This is a genomic window from Streptomyces sp. SM18, assembly GCF_002910775.2.
GTDB classification, from domain to species: Bacteria; Actinomycetota; Actinomycetes; order Streptomycetales; family Streptomycetaceae; genus Streptomyces; species Streptomyces halstedii.
In genome coordinates, this window is the sequence record NZ_CP029342.1 from 3,042,725 (window position 1) to 3,059,437 (window position 16,713).

General features: G+C 68.5%; 19 protein-coding genes. 11 read left to right on the forward strand and 8 right to left on the reverse strand.

Going from position 1 to position 16,713, the window contains the following annotated elements; genetic code table 11:
• Positions 1-44: 44 nt before the first annotated feature.
• Positions 45-518, reverse strand: coding sequence for a GNAT family N-acetyltransferase (locus B9S64_RS13445; RefSeq protein WP_244318555.1), 474 nt, complete (start codon positions 516-518; stop codon positions 45-47).
• 274 nt (positions 519-792) lie between these two features.
• Between B9S64_RS13445 and B9S64_RS13450 the strand changes: the two genes are divergently transcribed.
• From B9S64_RS13450 to B9S64_RS13465, 4 genes are all read left to right on the forward strand, one after another.
• Positions 793-1,125: a hypothetical protein gene (locus B9S64_RS13450; RefSeq protein ID WP_103492413.1), complete on the forward strand. Its 333-nt coding sequence runs from the start codon at positions 793-795 to the stop codon at positions 1,123-1,125.
• The gene (locus tag B9S64_RS13455; RefSeq protein ID WP_103492412.1) at positions 1,122-1,568 is read left to right on the forward strand and encodes a MerR family transcriptional regulator; all 447 of its coding nucleotides are present in this window, start codon (positions 1,122-1,124) and stop codon (positions 1,566-1,568) included. Before B9S64_RS13450 ends, B9S64_RS13455 begins: the two co-directional genes overlap by 4 nt.
• Before the next feature lie 338 nt (positions 1,569-1,906).
• Complete coding sequence (locus B9S64_RS13460) at positions 1,907-2,335, forward strand: MerR family transcriptional regulator (protein ID WP_219818798.1); 429 nt, start codon at positions 1,907-1,909, stop codon at positions 2,333-2,335.
• A 118-nt stretch (positions 2,336-2,453) separates the two neighbouring features.
• Positions 2,454-3,431 (forward strand): arsenic resistance protein, encoded by a 978-nt coding sequence (locus B9S64_RS13465; RefSeq protein WP_103492438.1) that lies wholly within the window; start codon positions 2,454-2,456, stop codon positions 3,429-3,431.
• A gap of 48 nt (positions 3,432-3,479) precedes the next feature.
• Here B9S64_RS13465 and B9S64_RS13470 read toward each other — a convergent pair whose 3' ends face one another.
• The gene (locus tag B9S64_RS13470) at positions 3,480-4,523 is read right to left on the reverse strand and encodes an NAD(P)/FAD-dependent oxidoreductase (protein ID WP_103492411.1); all 1,044 of its coding nucleotides are present in this window, start codon (positions 4,521-4,523) and stop codon (positions 3,480-3,482) included.
• A gap of 94 nt (positions 4,524-4,617) precedes the next feature.
• Here B9S64_RS13470 and B9S64_RS13475 point away from each other — a divergent pair, with 94 nt between their 5' ends.
• Positions 4,618-4,914 carry a helix-turn-helix transcriptional regulator gene (locus B9S64_RS13475; protein ID WP_103492410.1) on the forward strand — a complete coding sequence of 99 codons (297 nt, stop codon included), beginning with the start codon at positions 4,618-4,620 and terminating at the stop codon, positions 4,912-4,914.
• A gap of 21 nt (positions 4,915-4,935) precedes the next feature.
• On the opposite strand, the gene B9S64_RS13480 is transcribed toward B9S64_RS13475, so the two are convergent.
• Positions 4,936-5,301 (reverse strand): helix-turn-helix transcriptional regulator, encoded by a 366-nt coding sequence (locus B9S64_RS13480; RefSeq protein ID WP_103492409.1) that lies wholly within the window; start codon positions 5,299-5,301, stop codon positions 4,936-4,938.
• 104 nt (positions 5,302-5,405) lie between these two features.
• On the opposite strand from B9S64_RS13480, the gene B9S64_RS13485 reads away from it, so the two are divergent.
• From B9S64_RS13485 to B9S64_RS13510, 6 genes are all read left to right on the forward strand, one after another.
• Complete coding sequence (locus B9S64_RS13485) at positions 5,406-6,800, forward strand: NAD(P)-binding domain-containing protein (RefSeq protein ID WP_103492437.1); 1,395 nt, start codon at positions 5,406-5,408, stop codon at positions 6,798-6,800.
• A 60-nt stretch (positions 6,801-6,860) separates the two neighbouring features.
• Positions 6,861-7,325, forward strand: a complete 465-nt coding sequence (locus B9S64_RS13490; RefSeq protein ID WP_103492408.1) for an ArsI/CadI family heavy metal resistance metalloenzyme — start codon at positions 6,861-6,863, stop codon at positions 7,323-7,325.
• On the forward strand, positions 7,322-8,554 hold the full coding sequence (locus B9S64_RS13495; protein WP_103492407.1) for an MFS transporter: 1,233 nt from the start codon (positions 7,322-7,324) through the stop codon (positions 8,552-8,554). Before B9S64_RS13490 ends, B9S64_RS13495 begins: the two co-directional genes overlap by 4 nt.
• A 116-nt stretch (positions 8,555-8,670) precedes the next feature.
• Positions 8,671-9,375, forward strand: coding sequence for a hypothetical protein (locus B9S64_RS13500; protein ID WP_258037945.1), 705 nt, complete (start codon positions 8,671-8,673; stop codon positions 9,373-9,375).
• Positions 9,344-10,525, forward strand: coding sequence for an XRE family transcriptional regulator (locus tag B9S64_RS13505; RefSeq protein ID WP_103492405.1), 1,182 nt, complete (start codon positions 9,344-9,346; stop codon positions 10,523-10,525). The genes B9S64_RS13500 and B9S64_RS13505 overlap by 32 nt, the downstream gene beginning before the upstream one ends.
• Positions 10,526-11,175: 650 nt before the next feature.
• Positions 11,176-12,126 (forward strand): hypothetical protein, encoded by a 951-nt coding sequence (locus B9S64_RS13510; RefSeq protein WP_103492404.1) that lies wholly within the window; start codon positions 11,176-11,178, stop codon positions 12,124-12,126.
• A gap of 460 nt (positions 12,127-12,586) precedes the next feature.
• Here the strand turns inward: B9S64_RS13510 and B9S64_RS13515 are convergent, their stop codons facing one another.
• The 5 genes from B9S64_RS13515 to B9S64_RS34465 form a co-directional block, all read right to left on the reverse strand.
• Positions 12,587-13,240, reverse strand: a complete 654-nt coding sequence (locus tag B9S64_RS13515) for an HAD-IA family hydrolase (protein WP_103492403.1) — start codon at positions 13,238-13,240, stop codon at positions 12,587-12,589.
• Between the two features lie 571 nt (positions 13,241-13,811).
• Positions 13,812-14,135 carry a helix-turn-helix domain-containing protein gene (locus B9S64_RS13525; protein WP_103492402.1) on the reverse strand — a complete coding sequence of 108 codons (324 nt, stop codon included), beginning with the start codon at positions 14,133-14,135 and terminating at the stop codon, positions 13,812-13,814.
• Positions 14,135-14,503: a type II toxin-antitoxin system RelE/ParE family toxin gene (locus B9S64_RS13530; RefSeq protein ID WP_181012366.1), complete on the reverse strand. Its 369-nt coding sequence runs from the start codon at positions 14,501-14,503 to the stop codon at positions 14,135-14,137. The genes B9S64_RS13525 and B9S64_RS13530 overlap by 1 nt, the downstream gene beginning before the upstream one ends.
• A 552-nt stretch (positions 14,504-15,055) precedes the next feature.
• Positions 15,056-15,808 (reverse strand): hypothetical protein, encoded by a 753-nt coding sequence (locus B9S64_RS13540; protein WP_103492400.1) that lies wholly within the window; start codon positions 15,806-15,808, stop codon positions 15,056-15,058.
• A gap of 284 nt (positions 15,809-16,092) precedes the next feature.
• Positions 16,093-16,230 carry a hypothetical protein gene (locus B9S64_RS34465; protein WP_181012365.1) on the reverse strand — a complete coding sequence of 46 codons (138 nt, stop codon included), beginning with the start codon at positions 16,228-16,230 and terminating at the stop codon, positions 16,093-16,095.
• Positions 16,231-16,713: the final 483 nt, after the last annotated feature.

The window sequence follows — 16,713 nt, forward strand, 5'->3', positions numbered from 1 at the left end:
GGCGCCTCCGGCAACGGACTCGATTGCGGCGCGACTGGGGCGGCTCAATTGACGTGATGGCTGCGGCGTTCGATCAGTTGCACATCCCGCCATATGCCATGGAGCCGGCCGACGCGTTCCCGTGTCCCGATGACGCGGAACCCAGCCTGCTGGTGCAAGGCGAGACTGGCCGCGTTCTCCGGAAAGATCCCCGACTGAATGGTCCAGATCCCGGACGCCTCCGTGGACGCGATCAATGCGTGCAGCAGAGCGCGAGCAATACCCTGCCCGCGGGCGTCCGGGTGCACGTAGACGGAATGCTCGACCACGCCGGCGTATGCGGCGCGGGCAGAGACAGCCGAGACGGCGATCCAGCCGACCACGGCAGCATCGGGGGTGAGTGCGACCAGGCGGTGATTGGGCAGCCTCGACTTGTCGAACGCCTCCCAAGAGGGGGCGGCTGTCTCGAAGGTGGCGTTGCCTTCATCGATCCCGGACTGGTAGATCGCCAGGACCTGCTGGGCGTGTTCGGCAAGCATGGGAGTGAGGGTGAACTGCGCGGGCACTGCGATTCCTTCCTGCCGCACGATGCTGGCGCCGATTGTGCCGCGTTGCGGCGACGGGTCGAACAGGCCCCCTCCCATCTCAGTGCTCCGGCTTACGGACGGATGCGACGCGGGTGCGGCCGTATGCCGCCGGCCCGGTCTATGGCCCGGTCGGTCACGCAGGACACTTGTAATCGGTACCTAGGTACAGGTTTACCGTCGGAGGTGTTCCCCCTTTTTTGGGGACGCGACGACGGGAGTGAGCGCGATGAGTGATCTGGCGTGGGTGCCGCAGTCCTGCACGCTGCCCACCGAGGAACGCCCTCTGCGGGTCGCAGAGTGGGATGAGCTGTTCACCGAGCACCTGACCTCGATGTCGCGGCCGGGACCGCTGCGGCTGCACCTGGACCTGGCCGGCGGACCCGGCATCGAGGAGCAGGTACGGGATCTGGCGGAGCGGGAGGGCGGCTGCTGCTCGTTCTTCGCCTTCACCGTCACCCCGGGCGAGAACCTGATCGGCCTGGACATTGCGGTGGACCAGCAACACGCCGTGGTCCTGGAGGCCCTGGCCGTACGGACCGCCGCCGGAGGCCGGCGGTGAGTGCGGGGCTGCGCAGCGGGCAGGTCGCAGAGGCGGCCGGGGTGAACGTCCAGACCCTGCGCTATTACGAGCGGCGCGGTCTGCTGGCCGAGCCGGACCGCAGTAACGGCGGTCACCGCCTGTACGGCGAGGAAGCGGTGACCGCGCTGCGGGTGATCAAGGCCGCGCAGCGACTCGGGTTCACGCTGGAGGAGGTCGCCGAGCTGCTGGAGGCGGGTCGCCATCGGCACGGCCGCCCCGTCGCGGGGCTCCAGGACCACGCTGCGGCCAAGCTCGCCGAGGTCGACGCGAAGATCTCCGACTTGACCACCATCCGCACCACCCTGGCCGCGGCAGTCGAGGCCGGGTGCGACGACCTGGCCGTCTGTGCCGGAAGCCCCTGCTGCCCCATCCCCTTCACCGACCTTGCCGAGGAGAACCGTCATGCCGGACCCTGTTGCTGATCCACGCCCTCACCAGGCGCCGAAGGCCCTGGGCGGCCTGGCCGCTCTGGCCTGCGTGGCGTGCTGCGCGCTTCCGGTCCTGATCACGGCCGGGGTCGTCGGCGCAGGCGCCGGGGCGGTGGTGGGCTGGCTGCCTACTGTCGCCCTCGTCCTTTCGGTACTCGCGGCAGGGACCTGGTGGCTCGGTCGGCGTCGTGGCTCCTGTTCCTGCTCCTCCTCGACGAAGGCCATGGGCGGGGAAGGGTGTGGCTGCAAGGCGTCGGGGGACCCGTTGAAGATCACGGGCGGGGGCCGCCGGGCTTGACCTTCGAGTCGAGGTGAAGGTTTACGGTCGACCGATGAGCACGATGCGGATCTCCCAGCTCGCCGAACGCAGCGGCGTCCCGGCGACCACCCTGCGGTTCTACGAGACCGCCGGTCTGCTGCCCGCCGAGCGGACCCCGGCCGGGTACCGCCTGTACGGGCAGGACGCGGTCGACCGCCTCGCGTTCATCGGGGCGGCCAAGCACTTGGGCCTGCCGCTGGAGGAGATCGCCGAACTGCTCGGGGTGTGGCAGGCGAGCGCCTGCCAGGAGGTGAAGGCCGACCTGCGCGAGCGGGTCGTGGCCCGGATCGCGGAGGCCGAGCGACGGGCAGTCGAGCTGGCCGCGTTCACCGCCTCCCTCCACCAGGCAGTGAAGCATCTGGACGAGCTGCCCGACCGTGAGGACCGCTGCGACCCGCACTGCGCCTTCCTCGCCTTGGTCCCCGCCCACACCCCGGCGTGACCCTCGACCGCCCACACCTCGGTTCCGTGCCTCTGCGGCCAGGAGCTCTCCCCCACCTCGCTATGTCCCTGAGCAAGGAGCACGTACGTTGTCGCAGTCATCCGGCCTGGTCGAAGCCATGGAGCGCCATCAGGTCGCCGTCTACATCGGCGCCCTGGCGGCCGGTGGCCTGGTCGGCTGGGTAGCCCCCTCTGCCGGGCCGAGCCTGGAGCACGCCATCAACCCGGTGCTCGCCGTGCTGCTCTACGTCACGTTCCTGCAGGTGCCCGCCGCCGACCTGCTCCGCTCACTGCGCGCGGGCCGGTTCCTGACCGCGACCCTGGTGGTCAACTTCGTGGTAGTGCCGCTTGTCGTGGCGGCCATGTTCCCGTTCCTGCCCGCCGACCAGGCCGTCCGCCTGGGCATGCTCCTGGTCCTGCTGGCGCCGTGCGTCGACTACGTCATCGTCTTCAGCGGGCTCGCCGGCGGCAGCAGCCAGCGCCTCCTGGCCGCGACCCCGCTGCTCCTGCTGGCCCAGATGATCCTGCTGCCCCTGTTCCTGTTCCTGTTCATGGGCTCCGACCTGGCCGGCATCGTGGAAGCCGGCCCGTTCCTCGAAGCGTTCCTGATCCTGATCGTCATCCCGCTCGCCCTGGCCTGGCTCACCCAGGCATGGGCGGCCCGCCGCACAGCCGGGCAGAAGGTCGCTGATGCGATGGGGACCACCATGGTCCCGCTGATGGCCGCGACCCTGCTGACCGTGGTGGCCTCCCAGGTTCCCAAGCTCGGCGACAGCTTGGCCGACGTGGCCCGAGTGGTGCCCTTCTACGTCCTGTTCCTGCTCGTGATGGCCTTCGCCGGACTCGGCGTCGCCCGCTTCTTCCGTCTTGACGCCCCCGACGGGCGGGCCATCGTGTTCACCGGCGCGACCCGCAATTCCCTCGTTGTCCTCCCCCTCGCCCTGGCGCTGCCTGACACCCTGGCCGTCGCCGCAGTTGTCGTGGTCACCCAGACCCTCGTCGAGGTGATCGGCATGGTCGTGTACGTCCGCACGGTCCCACGCCTGCTTCCAGCCCCCAGCGCCCACTCCCGTACAGGAACAGCGCCTCGCGGCTAAAACAGAAGTTGAGCCAGAACCAGTTCTCACGCACAGAGCCGCTGTCGCTCAGCGCCTCTGCAGACGGGACAGCACGTACCCCGCGTCGCGGCCGACGCCGCGCAGAGTCTTGGAGGAGAAGCTGCGCTGGAACTCCATGCCTACGAAACCGAAGCCCGGCACGGTGGTGGCAATGCCGCCCTTATGGAGCGGTGCGCCGTCGGAGCCGAGGGCGCCGCTGCTGTGCAGGTAGGGAAAGGTGAGCTGGTAGCCGGTGGCGAGCAGGACTGTATCGATGGCTTCTTTCGTTCCGTCGGCCCACACCACGCCCTCGTTCGTGTACCGGGCGAACATGTCGCGGCGTTCAACGCCGTGCCGGTCCAGTGCAGCCAGGTAGTGGCCGTCATCGATCACAGAGACGGGGACCTTCGCCAGTAGCCGTCGGATCGGAGCGATATCGAGGCGGGTGTGCTTGAGCCACCAGTGCAGGTCCCGGCCGAGCGGGCGCTGGGGCAACCAGCCGATCGGGCGCCGGCTGGCCAGGGTGGTGTCAGCGACCACGCCGAGGTCCGCAGCAATCTGAATCGCGGAGTTGCCTCCGCCGACCACGACGACCCGCTTCCCCGCGAACACGTCGGGACTGCGGTAGTCAGCGGCGTGCAGTGCCTGGCCGCCGAAGTCCTGGCGGCCAGGGAGGTCCGGAGTGAAGGGCGTGCCGTAGTCGCCGGTCGCGGCGACGACCGCCCCAGCCGTGAACTTCCGCCCGTCGCTGGCAAGCACGGACCAGGCACCGTCCTGCTGCGCTACAGAGGTGACGGAGGTCGAGGTGCGGATGTCGGCGGGCAGGCGTTTGGCGTAGTCGCGCAGGTAGTCCACGACTTCGTCCCGGCGCGGGTAGCGGTCCTGGTCGCCGGGGAACGGCATGCCGGGAAGGGAGGAGTACCGGGCCGGGGAGAACAGCGTGAGGCTGTCGTAGTAGCGCGGCCAAGACCCGCCCGGCTTCTCCGCGGCTTCCAGGACCAGCACGCGGGTGAAGCCATGACGCGGGGCAAGGGCAGCGGTGGCCAAGCCGGACTGTCCGGCGCCGATGACGATGAGATCGGCATGCTCCATGAGAAAGTAGACCCTTCGCTTTAGTCGTTATTTCGGGATGTGACGAAATGTTGGGCAGGAAGCTGTGACAGAAGACGGCGCTGGTACGACCCGCGTGGATCCGGCGACGGCCGACTTCCTCAAGGCACTGGCCAGCGAAACCCGCCAGAAAGTGCTGCAGCAGTTCGCCGGCGGGATCGAGCTGACGGTCGGCGAGATCGCCGACCGCTGTGCCCTGAAGCCGTCGACCACCTCGGAGCACTTGAGCCTGCTGCGCCGCGGTGGCTTGGTGATCTCCCGCAAGGACGGCAAGCAGGTCTACTACCGGGCCGACGGTGCCACGATGGCCCAGCGCCTCTCCGCACTCCAGGCGTATCTGGCGAACTGCTGCCCGACCGACTGCGCCACTTGACCCGCAGGGGCGGGCGGAAGGTCAGCTGCGCAGGTCAAGCATGGCGGCCATGGCCGCCACGACGGACGGGGCTACCTGGTAGTAGACCCAGGTTCCGCGTCGCTCCGAGGTAAGCAGGCCAGCCTCGCGCAGCTTCTTCAGGTGATGGGAGACCGTCGGCTGGGAGACGCCGACGTCCTGGATGTCGCACACACACGCCTCGCCGCCGGGATGTGAGGCGACTCTGGAGAACAGCCGAAGCCGGATCGGGTCGGACAGCGCCTTGAACATCAGGGCCATCCGCTCCGCGTCATCCTGCGACAGCTCTCCCGCAGTGATCGGCGGGCAGCACGGCACCGCCGTTACGGGGTCCAGAACCGGCAGCTCCACTACCTCTGACTTCGACATGCGTCTATGTTGACACTCATCAATGCGAGTGGCAAGCTTCGAATATAGACAGCAATCAAAACAGCGGCCGGGTGCGGTCGCCCATCCCGGAGGACATCACCGCCATGACCACCACTGCAAACCTTCCGGTAGTCGTCATCGGCGCCGGCCCTGCCGGGCTCGCAGCCGCCGCCCACCTCGTCGAGCGAGGCATCGAACCGCTGGTCCTGGAAGCCGGGTCCTCCGCGGCCACCGCGGTGCGTGCCTGGTCGCACGTACGGCTCTTCTCTACCTGGAACGAACTGACCGATCCCGCCGCCGAGAAGCTCCTGGCGCCGACCGGCTGGACCAAGCCCGCCGCGGAGATCTACCCCACGGGCGGAGACTGGGCCGAGCAGTACCTCCAGCCGCTCGCCGACGTCCTCGAAGACAAGGTCCGCTACGGCGCCACCGTCACCGGCGTCTCGCGCCTCGGCCGGGACCGGATCGTCGACGCCGACCGAGAGCAGCAGCCCTTCACCGTCCGCCTCACGCTCGCCGACGGCACCGAGGACCGAATCCTCGGCCGGGCCGTGATCGACGCGTCCGGTACGTGGTCCACCCCCAGCCCGATCGGCGCCGACGGGCTGCCCGCCCTCGGCGAACGCGCCGCCTCCGCCCACATCTCCTACCGCATCCCCGACCTCAAGGACCCCGCAGTCCGGGCCCGGTACGCGGGAAAGCGCACAGCCGTCATCGGTTCCGGGGCCTCTGCGTTCACCGCGCTGGCCACCCTCGCCGACCTCGCAAAGAACGAACCAGGTACGCACTCCGTGTGGATCCTGCGCCGCGGTATCAGCGGGTCCACCTTCGGCGGTGGCAGCGCCGACCAGCTTCCCGCCCGAGGCGCCCTGGGCCTGGCCGCCAAGGCCGCCGTCGACGACGGGTACGCCGACGCCGTCACCGGCTTCCGCACTGAGGTCATCGAGCCCACTGCCGACGATCGTCTGACCCTCGTGGGTGAGGACGGCCGACGCCTCGACCCGGTGGACGAGGTCATCGTCCTGACGGGCCTGCGCCCCGACCTGTCCTTCCTGTCCGAGCTCCGCCTCGCCCTGGACGAGCGCCTGCAGGCACCGGTGGAGCTCGCACCGCTCATCGACCCGAACCAGCACTCCTGCGGCACCGTGTACCCGCACGGCCACCGCGAGCTGTCCCACCCCGAAAAGGGCGTCTACCTCGTCGGCATGAAGTCCTACGGCCGCGCCCCCACCTTCCTCGCCATGACCGGCTACGAACAGGTCCGCTCCGTCACCGCCGCCATCGCCGGTGACACCGAGTCCGCCGACCGCGTCGAACTCACCCTCCCCGAAACCGGAGTCTGCGGCGGCGCCGGACTCTTCGACGGCCCCGCAGCCGGCCAGGCCGACGAAGGCGGCTGCTGCGCTCCGGCACCCGCCCTCGTACAGATCGGCACCGGCATCTCCGTGCCGGTCGCAGTCGCCGAGGACACAGCGTCCGGTGGGTGCTGCGGGTCCTGAAACACCGCACCCAGGCCACTCCCGGCCTGGGCGCTACCACTCCGAGTCTGGAGGAACGTCATGTCACGCATACAACTCGCCTTGCGCGTCCCCGACCTCCAATCATCAATCGCCTTCTACAGCAAGCTCTTCGACACCGAGCCGGCCAAACTGCGCGACGGGTACGCCAACTTCGCCATCGCCGACCCACCGCTCAAGCTGGTCCTCGTCCAGGGCACACCGGACGCAGACACACGCATGGACCACCTCGGCGTCGAAGTCGCCGCCACCGAAGAAGTCCACTCCGCCACAGCCCGTCTCCAGGACCAAGGGCTGGCGACCGACATCGAGAACGACACCACCTGCTGCTACGCCCTCCAGGACAAGGTCTGGGTCCACGGCCCCGGCAAGGAACCGTGGGAGGTCTACGTCGTCAAGGCAGACGCCGACTCAATGGCCAAGCAGAAGAACAGCACCTGCTGCGAGGGCCCCGTCACCGAAGCAGGCCCGCCAGCGCCCGTCGAGGCTGGTGGCTGCTGCCCGTGACCAAGCTCGACGCCCACGGGGCCGCGACCGGAACAGGGGACCGGTCGCGGCCCCGCGCCGTACTTCCTGCTCTATGCGCCACACAGATCACCAGCTGGGGCGTCATCTACTACGCCTTCCCCGTCCTGAACCCAGCCATCACCGCAGACACCGGCTGGCCCACCGGCGCCACGACAGCCGCATTCTCCGCAGCCCTGCTCATCTCCGCCTTCGCCGGGATCCGAGTCGGCCGGATGATCGACCACCGCGGTCCGCGCACCGTCATGACCGCTGGTTCCGTCCTCGGCGTGGCCAGCCTCCTCGTCATTGCCGCCGCCCCCAACCTGCCGGTGTTCTTCACGGGCTGGCTGCTGGCAGGACTGGCCATGGCGGCCACCTTCTACCAGCCTGCCTTCGCCGCACTGACCCGCTGGTGGGCACCCGACCACGTCCGCGCCCTTACCGTCGTCACCCTCGCCGGCGGGCTGGCTTCGACCGTCTTCGCACCCCTGACGGCCATGCTCGCCGACCACCTGACCTGGCGGGCCACGTATGCCGTCCTCGCCCTCATCCTCGCTGCGGTGACCGTGCCCGCCCACGCCCTGGCACTGAGAGCACCCTGGCCCGAGGCACCGCCCGCAACAGCTCACGCCGGCGAATCCTCGACCGCAGTGTCGCGCAGCCGGCCATTCTGGATGCTGGCCACCGCACTGACCCTCTCCGCATTCACTGTCTACGCCGTCGTCGTCGCCCTGGTCCCGCTTCTACTGGAGCGTGGGTACTCCACCAGCCAGGCCGCCTGGGCGCTCGGCCTGGGCGGCGCGGGCCAAACCCTTGGCCGCACCTTGTACGCGACACTCGCCCGCCACACCAGGGTCATCGCGCGCACCACCACGCTGATCGCGCTCGGCGGCGTCACCACAGCCACCCTCGCCTTCACACCCGGCCCCTACGCCCTGTTGGTCGCCTTGTCGGTCGCGGCCGGGATGGTTCGCGGCAACCTCACCTTGCTACAAGCGACCGCCATTACCGACCGCTGGGGCACCACCCACTACGGCCGCCTGTCCGGACTCCTCGCAGCACCTGCGACCACGGCCGCAGCGCTCGCCCCGTTCGCCGGCGCGGCGCTGGCCTCACCACTCGGCGGATACCCGCTCCTGTTCGCACTGCTTGCCGCTGTTTCAGGACTTGCCGCCCTGATTGGACTGAGGACGGCGGCTGGCCAGAGCCCTCCCCGCCTCCGCTACTAGGGCTTCCTCCATGCGTGGACTGCGCCAGCACCGCCACACGCGCGGGGCAACCGACCAAGGGGGCGCCTGCCCTGGACCCAACCCTTGATCGTTTCGCTGTCACACCGTCAGCTTCCGTGCCAGCCGCACAAGTTGAATGGCCGAACCTCGCCACCCTTAGCTTTTTCCGTGATATTTTCACGCGTGTGATTAAGGATGAGGTCGCGCACATCCGCGACGCCACCGCGCAGCTCTGCGAGCCCCTTCACGACGCTTTCGCGTGGGCCGTCCAACATCAGCGGGCCCAGTTACCCGAGATGGACGGGCCCTCCTACGGCTGGATCCGCACGCACATGACCCGCGCCTTCGTCCACTACCGCCTTGGGTCAGCGGCGGCCAGGCTGGGAAACTGGAAGCTCAGCGGTAATCACCGCAGGAACGGCGAGCTGTGGCTGACGAACGACGAGTACTGCACACGGCTGCTCCACGCCTTCAGAGACGACCACGTCCCCGCCCCCGGCCCGAACCATCAGCGGCGAGCTTTCTACCAGAACCGCCCGCTGACAAAGTTCGGCCAGTCGACCCTGATGGGCCCGGAAGACAACGACCTGCTTATCCTCTGGCGTATCGATGCCGAGGGAGCGCCGTTGTTCCGCGTAGTACGGACCATCGGAACGTGGAGGTTCGGCAAGGAGCAGCGAGCCGACCTCGATTTTCCACTGCTCGCCAGCGCGTCCGACCTGCGAGACCTTCACTTCGAACCGCAAGATGAAGGTCTGGAACTCGAACTTCCGGATGAGGAGACAAACGATGCCGACGGCACTGGAGGCTTCCCCTGGTGAGCGGCTGCGGACGCTCCGCGACCTCCTCGGGCTCACTGGTGCCGATCTTCACCGTCTGACGGGAATCAGCCAGAGCTGGACGTCGCAGGTTGAGACAGGCGCACGTGAGCCGGCCGAGGATCGGCTTCGTACGATCGCTGAAGCCACTGACACACCCATGAGCTTCTTCTACGCGCAGCCCTCCTCCGTGCCCCTGGACTCGTTGCGCTTCCGCAAGATGGCTAGTGCGAGCCGGACCGTCACACGCCGGATCAGCGCGTTCTACGGAGAGAGCTTCCGCGTGACGGAGGAGATCACCGCCAGCGCCGGGTACCCAGCACCTCCGCTCCCGTTCGCCAGTTCACCGGACCTCTCCGAGAAGGGCATCGAGGAGCTAGCCGCTGAGACGCGCGAAGCTCTGCGCCTGGCGCCGGACAAGCCCATCCCGCATCTAACTCGCGCGCTTGAGCGCGCCGGCATCTCTGTCGCACCCATCGTGCTACCCGACCCAACGGGCGACGCAGTCAGCCCGACCAACAAGCACTTCGGCGTCTCATATTGGGCAGGCATCGGAGAGACCGCACTGATCGCGTACTTCCCCGGTGCGCAGGGCGATCGGGACCGCTTCACCCTCGCCCATGAACTCGGCCACCTGGTGCTTCATACCTTCCGGCCGCGTGCAGCAGACCCGGAAGGGGAAGCAAACCGGTTCGCTGGCGCCCTACTCGTCCCCTACGAAAGGGCGCGAGAGGAAATCACTGACCGGCTGACCCTGGAAGGGTTCGCACGCCGAAAGCAGGCATGGGGAGTGTCCATCCAGGCGCTGATCCTTCGCGGTGCCGCAGTGGGAAACATCGACGACAGCCGGAAACGATCTTTGTACGTTCAGCTAACTCAGCGAGGCTGGCGGAAGAAGGAGCCCGTTTCGGTGGGGCAAGAGGCACCCCTCCTCTTGTGGCGCCTCCTGCAACGCCAATACGGGGACAAACCGTATCTCCGTGCGTCCGACCAGTTGGCCATCCACCCCACGATTCTGCGGTCCATCGCCCCGCAACCAGTCTCGAACGCTTCATCTGTAGGGCCCAACCAGCCAAGGGCTGATGGAAAGGTAGTCGCCTTCAAGCCACGGACAAGCCCGCGAAGCGGCGACCTGCGCAGCACGGCGCCCTGATCACCACAACGCCATACGCGAGGCTTGATGTCGCCGCCGGACATCTTCTGGCCCACGCCGGGCAGCAAGCCCCTCAGCCCCATTCATGCGTGAGCGATGCGTGAGCGGACGGGCCAGCACAAGGCGTCACGAGCCGGACCGACTACGAAGCCGCGTGGCTCTGACCAGGCAGGACAGCACCACGCGGCAGACTCAGGCACCCCCCGGCAGGACTTCGATCCCACTCCTAAAGCGGGTGTCGCAGGTTCGAATCCTGCCGGGGGCACAGTGTCTGACCAGCGCGTTTACCTCTCTCGGGTGGGCGCGCTGTTCGTCGTAGCCGTGGCATTGGCCATCAGCATGACGAATACCAATCTCAAGCCCGTTCGGAGAGTCCGCATCCAACGGATCCGGCGTTCAAGGGCGGCACCAGCCGATGGTCCTGTTTGGCCGCAGTGGTGGTGTCTCCGCTGCTGGCGGTCGCAGCCCGTGGCCTGCTGCGACCGAACACGCAGTGGGCATCTCCGCTTGATCGCGCGTGCCCTGCGGGATACCGGACGGCCTTCTTCACGTCCATCTCGACGCAGACCCGGTTCAGGCAACGCGGGCGGTCGATCCCTCGTCTGGTAGGGAGAACAGCCAGGAACCCCCCCCCCTGAACGGAGCGCTCGGTGCTCATAGGACTCCTGACCGCCGTTGCGGCCTCGATCTGTTACGGCACGGGCTCCGTCCTCCAGGCCGTCGGCTCCCGCAAGTCGGCCCGCCGCGAGGCGACCGCCGCCGGGCATACCACCGGACAGGTCACCGCGCATGGCGGCCCTAGTCTCTCCTCCACTGCCCAGGCCGCGATGACCTGGGAATTCATCGTCGGCACGGTCCTGGACTTCGTCGGCTTCGGACTCGGCGCGCTCGCCGCCCGCCTGCTGCCGCTGTTCCTCTCCCAGACGGTCATCAGCGCCAACCTCGTCATCACGGCCGTCCTGAGCGTCAAGCTGCTCGGCATCCGGCTGACCCGGGCGGAGTGGACCTCGATCGCAGTCGTCTGCTCGGCGCTGGTGCTGCTTGCGAGCGCGGCGAGCTCTGAGGGCAGCGGGCACACGCCGATCACCACCCACTGGTGGCTCCTCACGATCTCACTGCTGCTGATGGCGGGCGGCACGGTCCTGGTCCGGCTGCTCGGCGCACGGGCCGCGATCCTGGCCGGTCTGCTCTCCGGTCTCGGCTTCGGCGCGCTGGGCGTGGGCGTGCGAGTGCTGAACGGGATCGATCCGTTCGACCTGGCCACGCTGCTCACCGACCCAGCCCTGTACGCCATTCTGGTCGCTGGAATCGGCGGCATGTACCTGCACACCGTCGCGCTGCAGATCGGCTCGGTGAACGGGGCGACGGCGGCGCTGGTGGTCGGCGAGACCGTGCTGCCCGGCATGATCGGCGTCTGGTGGCTGGGGGACGCATCACGCCCCGGCTTCGCCTGGCTGGCGGTGACCGGCTTCGTCCTGGCGGTCTCGGGCGCGGTCGCGGTGGCCTGGTTCGGCGCGCCGGAGAACGCCGGGGAGGACGTCCCGGCCCCGACCGACACCTCCCCCCAGAACCCGGCGCTTGCCCAAAACCGAGCCTCTTAGCATCGAGGACTGGCGCGGTGGCTGCCGCTCCCTGTCCAGTCCCCGCCGCTTCGAACCATACGTGCGGTTCTCCCGCATACGGCTTTCCGACATCGTTCACCGGCTGGCATGACTGTCGCCCTGCGCACGGCGTCGTCACGTTGTTGGGCATGTGATCGCCTGAGAGAGCGTTGAGCCCCTTCCCTCCCGGTTCGTGATCACTCGCTCCCCCTCGGTGCCTGGGCCCGGACCGCCTCGGGCACCACCGGCGGCCACCATCTGTTGATCACACACATGCCCGAGTTCCTGTATTGCACCCTCCACGGTTGCTGCGTCATGCCGCCGCGCAGCGCCTTCAAGCGCTCAGAGGTGGTGTACTCCGACCACTGCATGTTCCAGGACCTCCGCGCGATGAGCTCCACACGGACAGTACTGGCCGGAGCGGTGAAGCAGACAGCCTTTGATCAGACCGCAGTTTGGTTCATGCGGCGAGCGCCGCCGTGACACCGAGGAGGGCCTCCAACTCGGTCACGGCGTCATCCTCGGCCGTGAGGTGGACCGTGGCAATGCCCAGCTCGGCGGCCGGCGGAAGGTTCACCGCGTGATCGTCCACGAACACGCACCGCTCGGCGGGCAGCCCGATCCGCTCCAGGGCGAGTTCGTAGATCGCCGGATCGGGCTTGGCCATCCCGACCAGCTCGGAGACGACGTGCGCGTCGAACAGGTCCCAGACGCCGACGTGTTCGTACGGGTTGAACGGGTCGAGACCGAAGCTGTTGGACAGCAGGGCAAGCCGGTGGCCGGCGGCACGCGCGGCACGCGCGAGCGCGATCATCCGGCGGGCCACGGGCACCCCGGCCCAGGCCCGCCCCATCAGGTTCACCGGATCCACGTGCGCACCCAACAGCGCGGCCGTGCCCTCGTTCCACTCGGTCTGCCCGATCTCCCCGATTTCCAGAGCCTCGTACAGACGCCGGCCCTCAGGGTGATCGTTGAGAGTGCTGCGCCATGCGCCCGGAGCCAGCCCTTCTGACACGCACCAGGCGCGGTGGACATCGATCGGGCTGGCGGTAAGCACCCCGGCGAAGTCGAGGATCAGGCCGCGCCTGTCGGCCACATCAGTCCTGTGCAGCATCCGGTGATCGCCCCTTCCCTGATGGGTTCTCCCGGCGACGCTACCGCGCCCACCAGACCGCCACCCTCACCTCGTCCCTCATGGACCTGCCCATCGTCGCCAATACCGGCCCCCTCGCCGAATGGCGCGCCCCCAGCATCGTCTTCGGCCGCACCGCCGAGACCTGACCGCCGACCCGCCGAGCCTGGCGCGCTCGCCGCCTCGCCCGCCCCTCGCTCACCGACCCCCACACCCGAGTCTGGACGTCCTCGCACGTCTCCCGGAGGGGCCTGCTGTGTTCGCCGCTGCTGCCAGGAGTCCTTAGCGGTTCACCAAACTCCGCCCGTTCGCGCTCGGACGGCCTTCCGCTCACCGGCCGACCTAAGCGTTGTCCCGTAACTCTGGGAAGAGGTCGGTGGGGTACCACCGGCAGATCCGATTGTCCGGCTTCGCTCCGAATCTCGACCCCAATCGGATCGTGATCAAATAGTTCGAATCGGGCACCGGGTCTGAAGCGGGTGTCGCAGGTTCGAATCCTGCCGGGGGCACAGAAAAGGGCACCTACAGTTCTTCGTAGGTGCCCTTCGTCGGTTCAGGCGGCGTGCGGGGTGAAGGTGACGTGCGAGTCGCCTTCGTCAATGGTCAGCTTCAGCGTGCCGTCCAAAGCCTTGGCCAGGCGCCGCAGCAGCGGGAGCGTAGGCACGGTGTCACCCCCCTCCATCCGGGAGACCTGGGGCTGGGTCATCCCGGCCCGCTCTGCCAGCTCCGTCTGGGACAGGCCCAGCTCGGACCGGCGGTCGTGGACCGCCTGCCCGAGGTCGCCGGCCAGGCGGGCATCGACGTACTCCTGGTCGTACTCCACCACCTCACCCGCGAGCTGGCGGGTCCGACGCGTCCTCCATGTGCTGTGATTCATCAGCTCTCCTTGCGCCGCTCGTAGGTGTGCTGAGCGTGGCCGTGTTCGGTCTCGCAGACCTTCTGGACTTGGTGCGCGCGCTCAACTTCTGCTGCCTCGCGCATCCTCGTCTTGCGGAAGACCGTCAGCAGCACGATCCGTTGCCCCGGCGCGAGCCAGTACGGGATGCGTACCGCCTCGCCGTCCAACTCGAAGCGGAGCTCCCGTAGCTTGCCGCCCAGGTGGCGCGAGTACGGCTCTCCGAGAGTCGTCGGCTCGTCCAGCAGCCGGTCCGTCTTGTCCTCGACCCGCCGGTACAGGCGGAATGGAAGCAGCTCCAGCCAATCCCGCACCTCGGGCTCGATCTCGATCTGCCATCGCTCCGTCATGCAATCAACGGTATATACCTCGAAACGCATAGCGCAAGCCGCCACAGCTCACGGAGCCGCGCTCCTGGAGCTCGCGCTGCCACTGACCCAGCTGGCACGGATACAGCGATACAGCACACGTGAGGACGGGAATCCGCGGGTGTCGCAGGTTCGAATCCTCCTGGGACACACCGCGTTACCGCTCTGACCTGGGGTTTATCTCCCAGTGAGAGGTTTTGGGCGGTCTGGGACTCTTCGTCCGGGGCCGCTTGCGTGAGCGGACGCGGGGGTTGCCGCCCCAATCGCGCGCACCAGGACGGGAGATCGTGGAGCCACTGGTCCACGCGCGGTTTAGAGTCCGCAGGCGACAAGGGTCCCCGCCTCTGCGAGAGCGAAGACACCTCCAGTCACTCGGCACGTCGTGACACTGGTGGGCCGTGAGCGGTAGGCGTAGGGCAGCGCCTGGAACCATTCGGCCTCCCCACGGATGTTGGCGGCCAGAAGCCCCCGCCTATGAGAGCGACAACTCCCCACAGCAGGTTGAACGTTTGACTGTGCGCGGTGCGAGGGTGGTCAGCCTGTCCTCTCGTCCGCACCGTGGCTCCGTGTCCGGGTAGGTTGCCCACCCGGTTTCCCATCCCCGTCCACCTGGCCGTTCGCAGCGAACAGGATCCATTCCAGTCGGTCGGCCGTGGTCCCCAGTTCTCTCGCCCAGCCGTGCATCGTGCTGACGTACGTCGTGTATCTCGTCGGCCGGCGCCGGGTGCCCGCCGCCTCGCGGCTGGACCAGCCCAGGGCGTTCAGGGAGCGGAAGACCCTGTCGTCGAGGATCAGCGCGCGGTCGCACTCGGGGCCCCGGTCGTCCACCGCGGCGAACCACTTGGTGAAGAACGAGCGGCCGACGCCCCTGACGGCGAACTGGCTGTAGGCCGCGCCCAAGTCGCCCTTTCGGACCGAGGCGCGGGTCGCCCGCAGGACCGTCGGCAGGCGGGGGTCCGAGAGGGCTGCGGCCGTGTGTCTTGGGCCACGGCCGTTGGTCGTGCCCGAGCCCCAGATCATGACGGCCACGAACAGGTCGCGGAGGCCGTCAGCATCGCCGCCCGGATCGCCGTTTCGGTCGGCTCCGGCGCGCTCCCGTACCGCCGTCAGGCCGTCCCGGTCGATCAGACGGTCCGCGCCGGGCCCGGTCGCGCGTTCCCAGCCCGCGTCGAGGATGTGCGCGGCCCCGTGCGGCTCCAGCCAGGGCCGCCAGGTCTCCGGGCGGAACCGCACCGCCTTCTGGCTGCGCCCGGCGTACGCGTCGACAAGTCTTCGTAGCTGTTCCAACGGTGTCCCCTCCCGTGGCGGCCGTGCGCCGTGTGCGCCGCAGCCTAAGGGGGGTGGGCACCGAGTGGCCGGTCTTCTCCTGATCTCGGCAGATCCCCCGTCCTGAAGGTGATGCTCCGCGCTGTCCTCCCCCACCCTGACCTCACCAAGGGGGCGGTCCCACTGCACACCGGGAAACGGTCCGCCGAAGGGATCGGTGTCAACCTCGCCGGCCCCGTCCGGGGGTAGGCGCCTCCATGCTCCGGCCAGGTACGGCCGGCCCCGGCCGCATGCGGTCCGTGCGTTCAGCGGGGCCGTTGGGCTCGCGCCGCGGCCAGCCGCGCCTCGCGGGTCTGCTGGAGCCAGATCAGGTCTTCCAGTACGAGGTCTCGCTCGGGCGGCTTCGGAGTGGGTGGCGGCTTGGCCTTGGGGGCGGGGCTCATCGGCGGGCCTCCCGCCAGGCGCGGCCGAGCCGTATGGCCGTCACGCAGGGAGTGGTCCGGCAGGCGGCGCACTGGACGGTATGTCCGAGCCAGATTTCGTACGCGGCTTCGGCGTTCGTCGCTGTCTTCGTCGTCATGACCGGGCTTTCTGGCAGGTGCGGCAGCAGCGGGGGAACCAGAGGACCGAGACCCCGTGTGCGTCGAGCGGGCGGGCGCCGAGGTCGTGGGCCGTTGCGTTGGCAAGTGGAGCCGCACACCAGACGCAGTTCGCGCCGCGCTGCTGCGCGTCGGACAGCGTCACGGGATCGGGCAGAGGTAACTCAAGCGCGGGCGTGGGCATGTTCGGCTCCGTCCATCGGGGGCTCTCAGCCATTCCGCCGCACGGCCCGCTGTCACACCCTGATGATGTGCGTGCACAACAAGTAAGCAACAGGTCACCGGACGGCCACGCGTGGCCACGTGGCGGCCATGGCCGGGAGCTTG

Coding starts and splice junctions, on each gene's coding strand:
- B9S64_RS13445 (WP_244318555.1), bottom strand. CDS start 518: ATGCTTGCCGAACACGCCCAGCAGGTCCTGGCGATCTACCAGTCCGGG.
- B9S64_RS13450 (WP_103492413.1), top strand. CDS start 793: ATGAGTGATCTGGCGTGGGTGCCGCAGTCCTGCACGCTGCCCACCGAG.
- B9S64_RS13460 (WP_219818798.1), top strand. CDS start 1,907: ATGAGCACGATGCGGATCTCCCAGCTCGCCGAACGCAGCGGCGTCCCG.
- B9S64_RS13465 (WP_103492438.1), top strand. CDS start 2,454: ATGGAGCGCCATCAGGTCGCCGTCTACATCGGCGCCCTGGCGGCCGGT.
- B9S64_RS13470 (WP_103492411.1), bottom strand. CDS start 4,523: ATGGAGCATGCCGATCTCATCGTCATCGGCGCCGGACAGTCCGGCTTG.
- B9S64_RS13480 (WP_103492409.1), bottom strand. CDS start 5,301: ATGTCGAAGTCAGAGGTAGTGGAGCTGCCGGTTCTGGACCCCGTAACG.
- B9S64_RS13485 (WP_103492437.1), top strand. CDS start 5,406: ATGACCACCACTGCAAACCTTCCGGTAGTCGTCATCGGCGCCGGCCCT.
- B9S64_RS13490 (WP_103492408.1), top strand. CDS start 6,861: ATGTCACGCATACAACTCGCCTTGCGCGTCCCCGACCTCCAATCATCA.
- B9S64_RS13505 (WP_103492405.1), top strand. CDS start 9,344: ATGCCGACGGCACTGGAGGCTTCCCCTGGTGAGCGGCTGCGGACGCTC.
- B9S64_RS13515 (WP_103492403.1), bottom strand. CDS start 13,240: ATGCTGCACAGGACTGATGTGGCCGACAGGCGCGGCCTGATCCTCGAC.
- B9S64_RS13525 (WP_103492402.1), bottom strand. CDS start 14,135: ATGAATCACAGCACATGGAGGACGCGTCGGACCCGCCAGCTCGCGGGT.
- B9S64_RS13530 (WP_181012366.1), bottom strand. CDS start 14,503: ATGACGGAGCGATGGCAGATCGAGATCGAGCCCGAGGTGCGGGATTGG.
- B9S64_RS34465 (WP_181012365.1), bottom strand. CDS start 16,230: ATGAGCCCCGCCCCCAAGGCCAAGCCGCCACCCACTCCGAAGCCGCCC.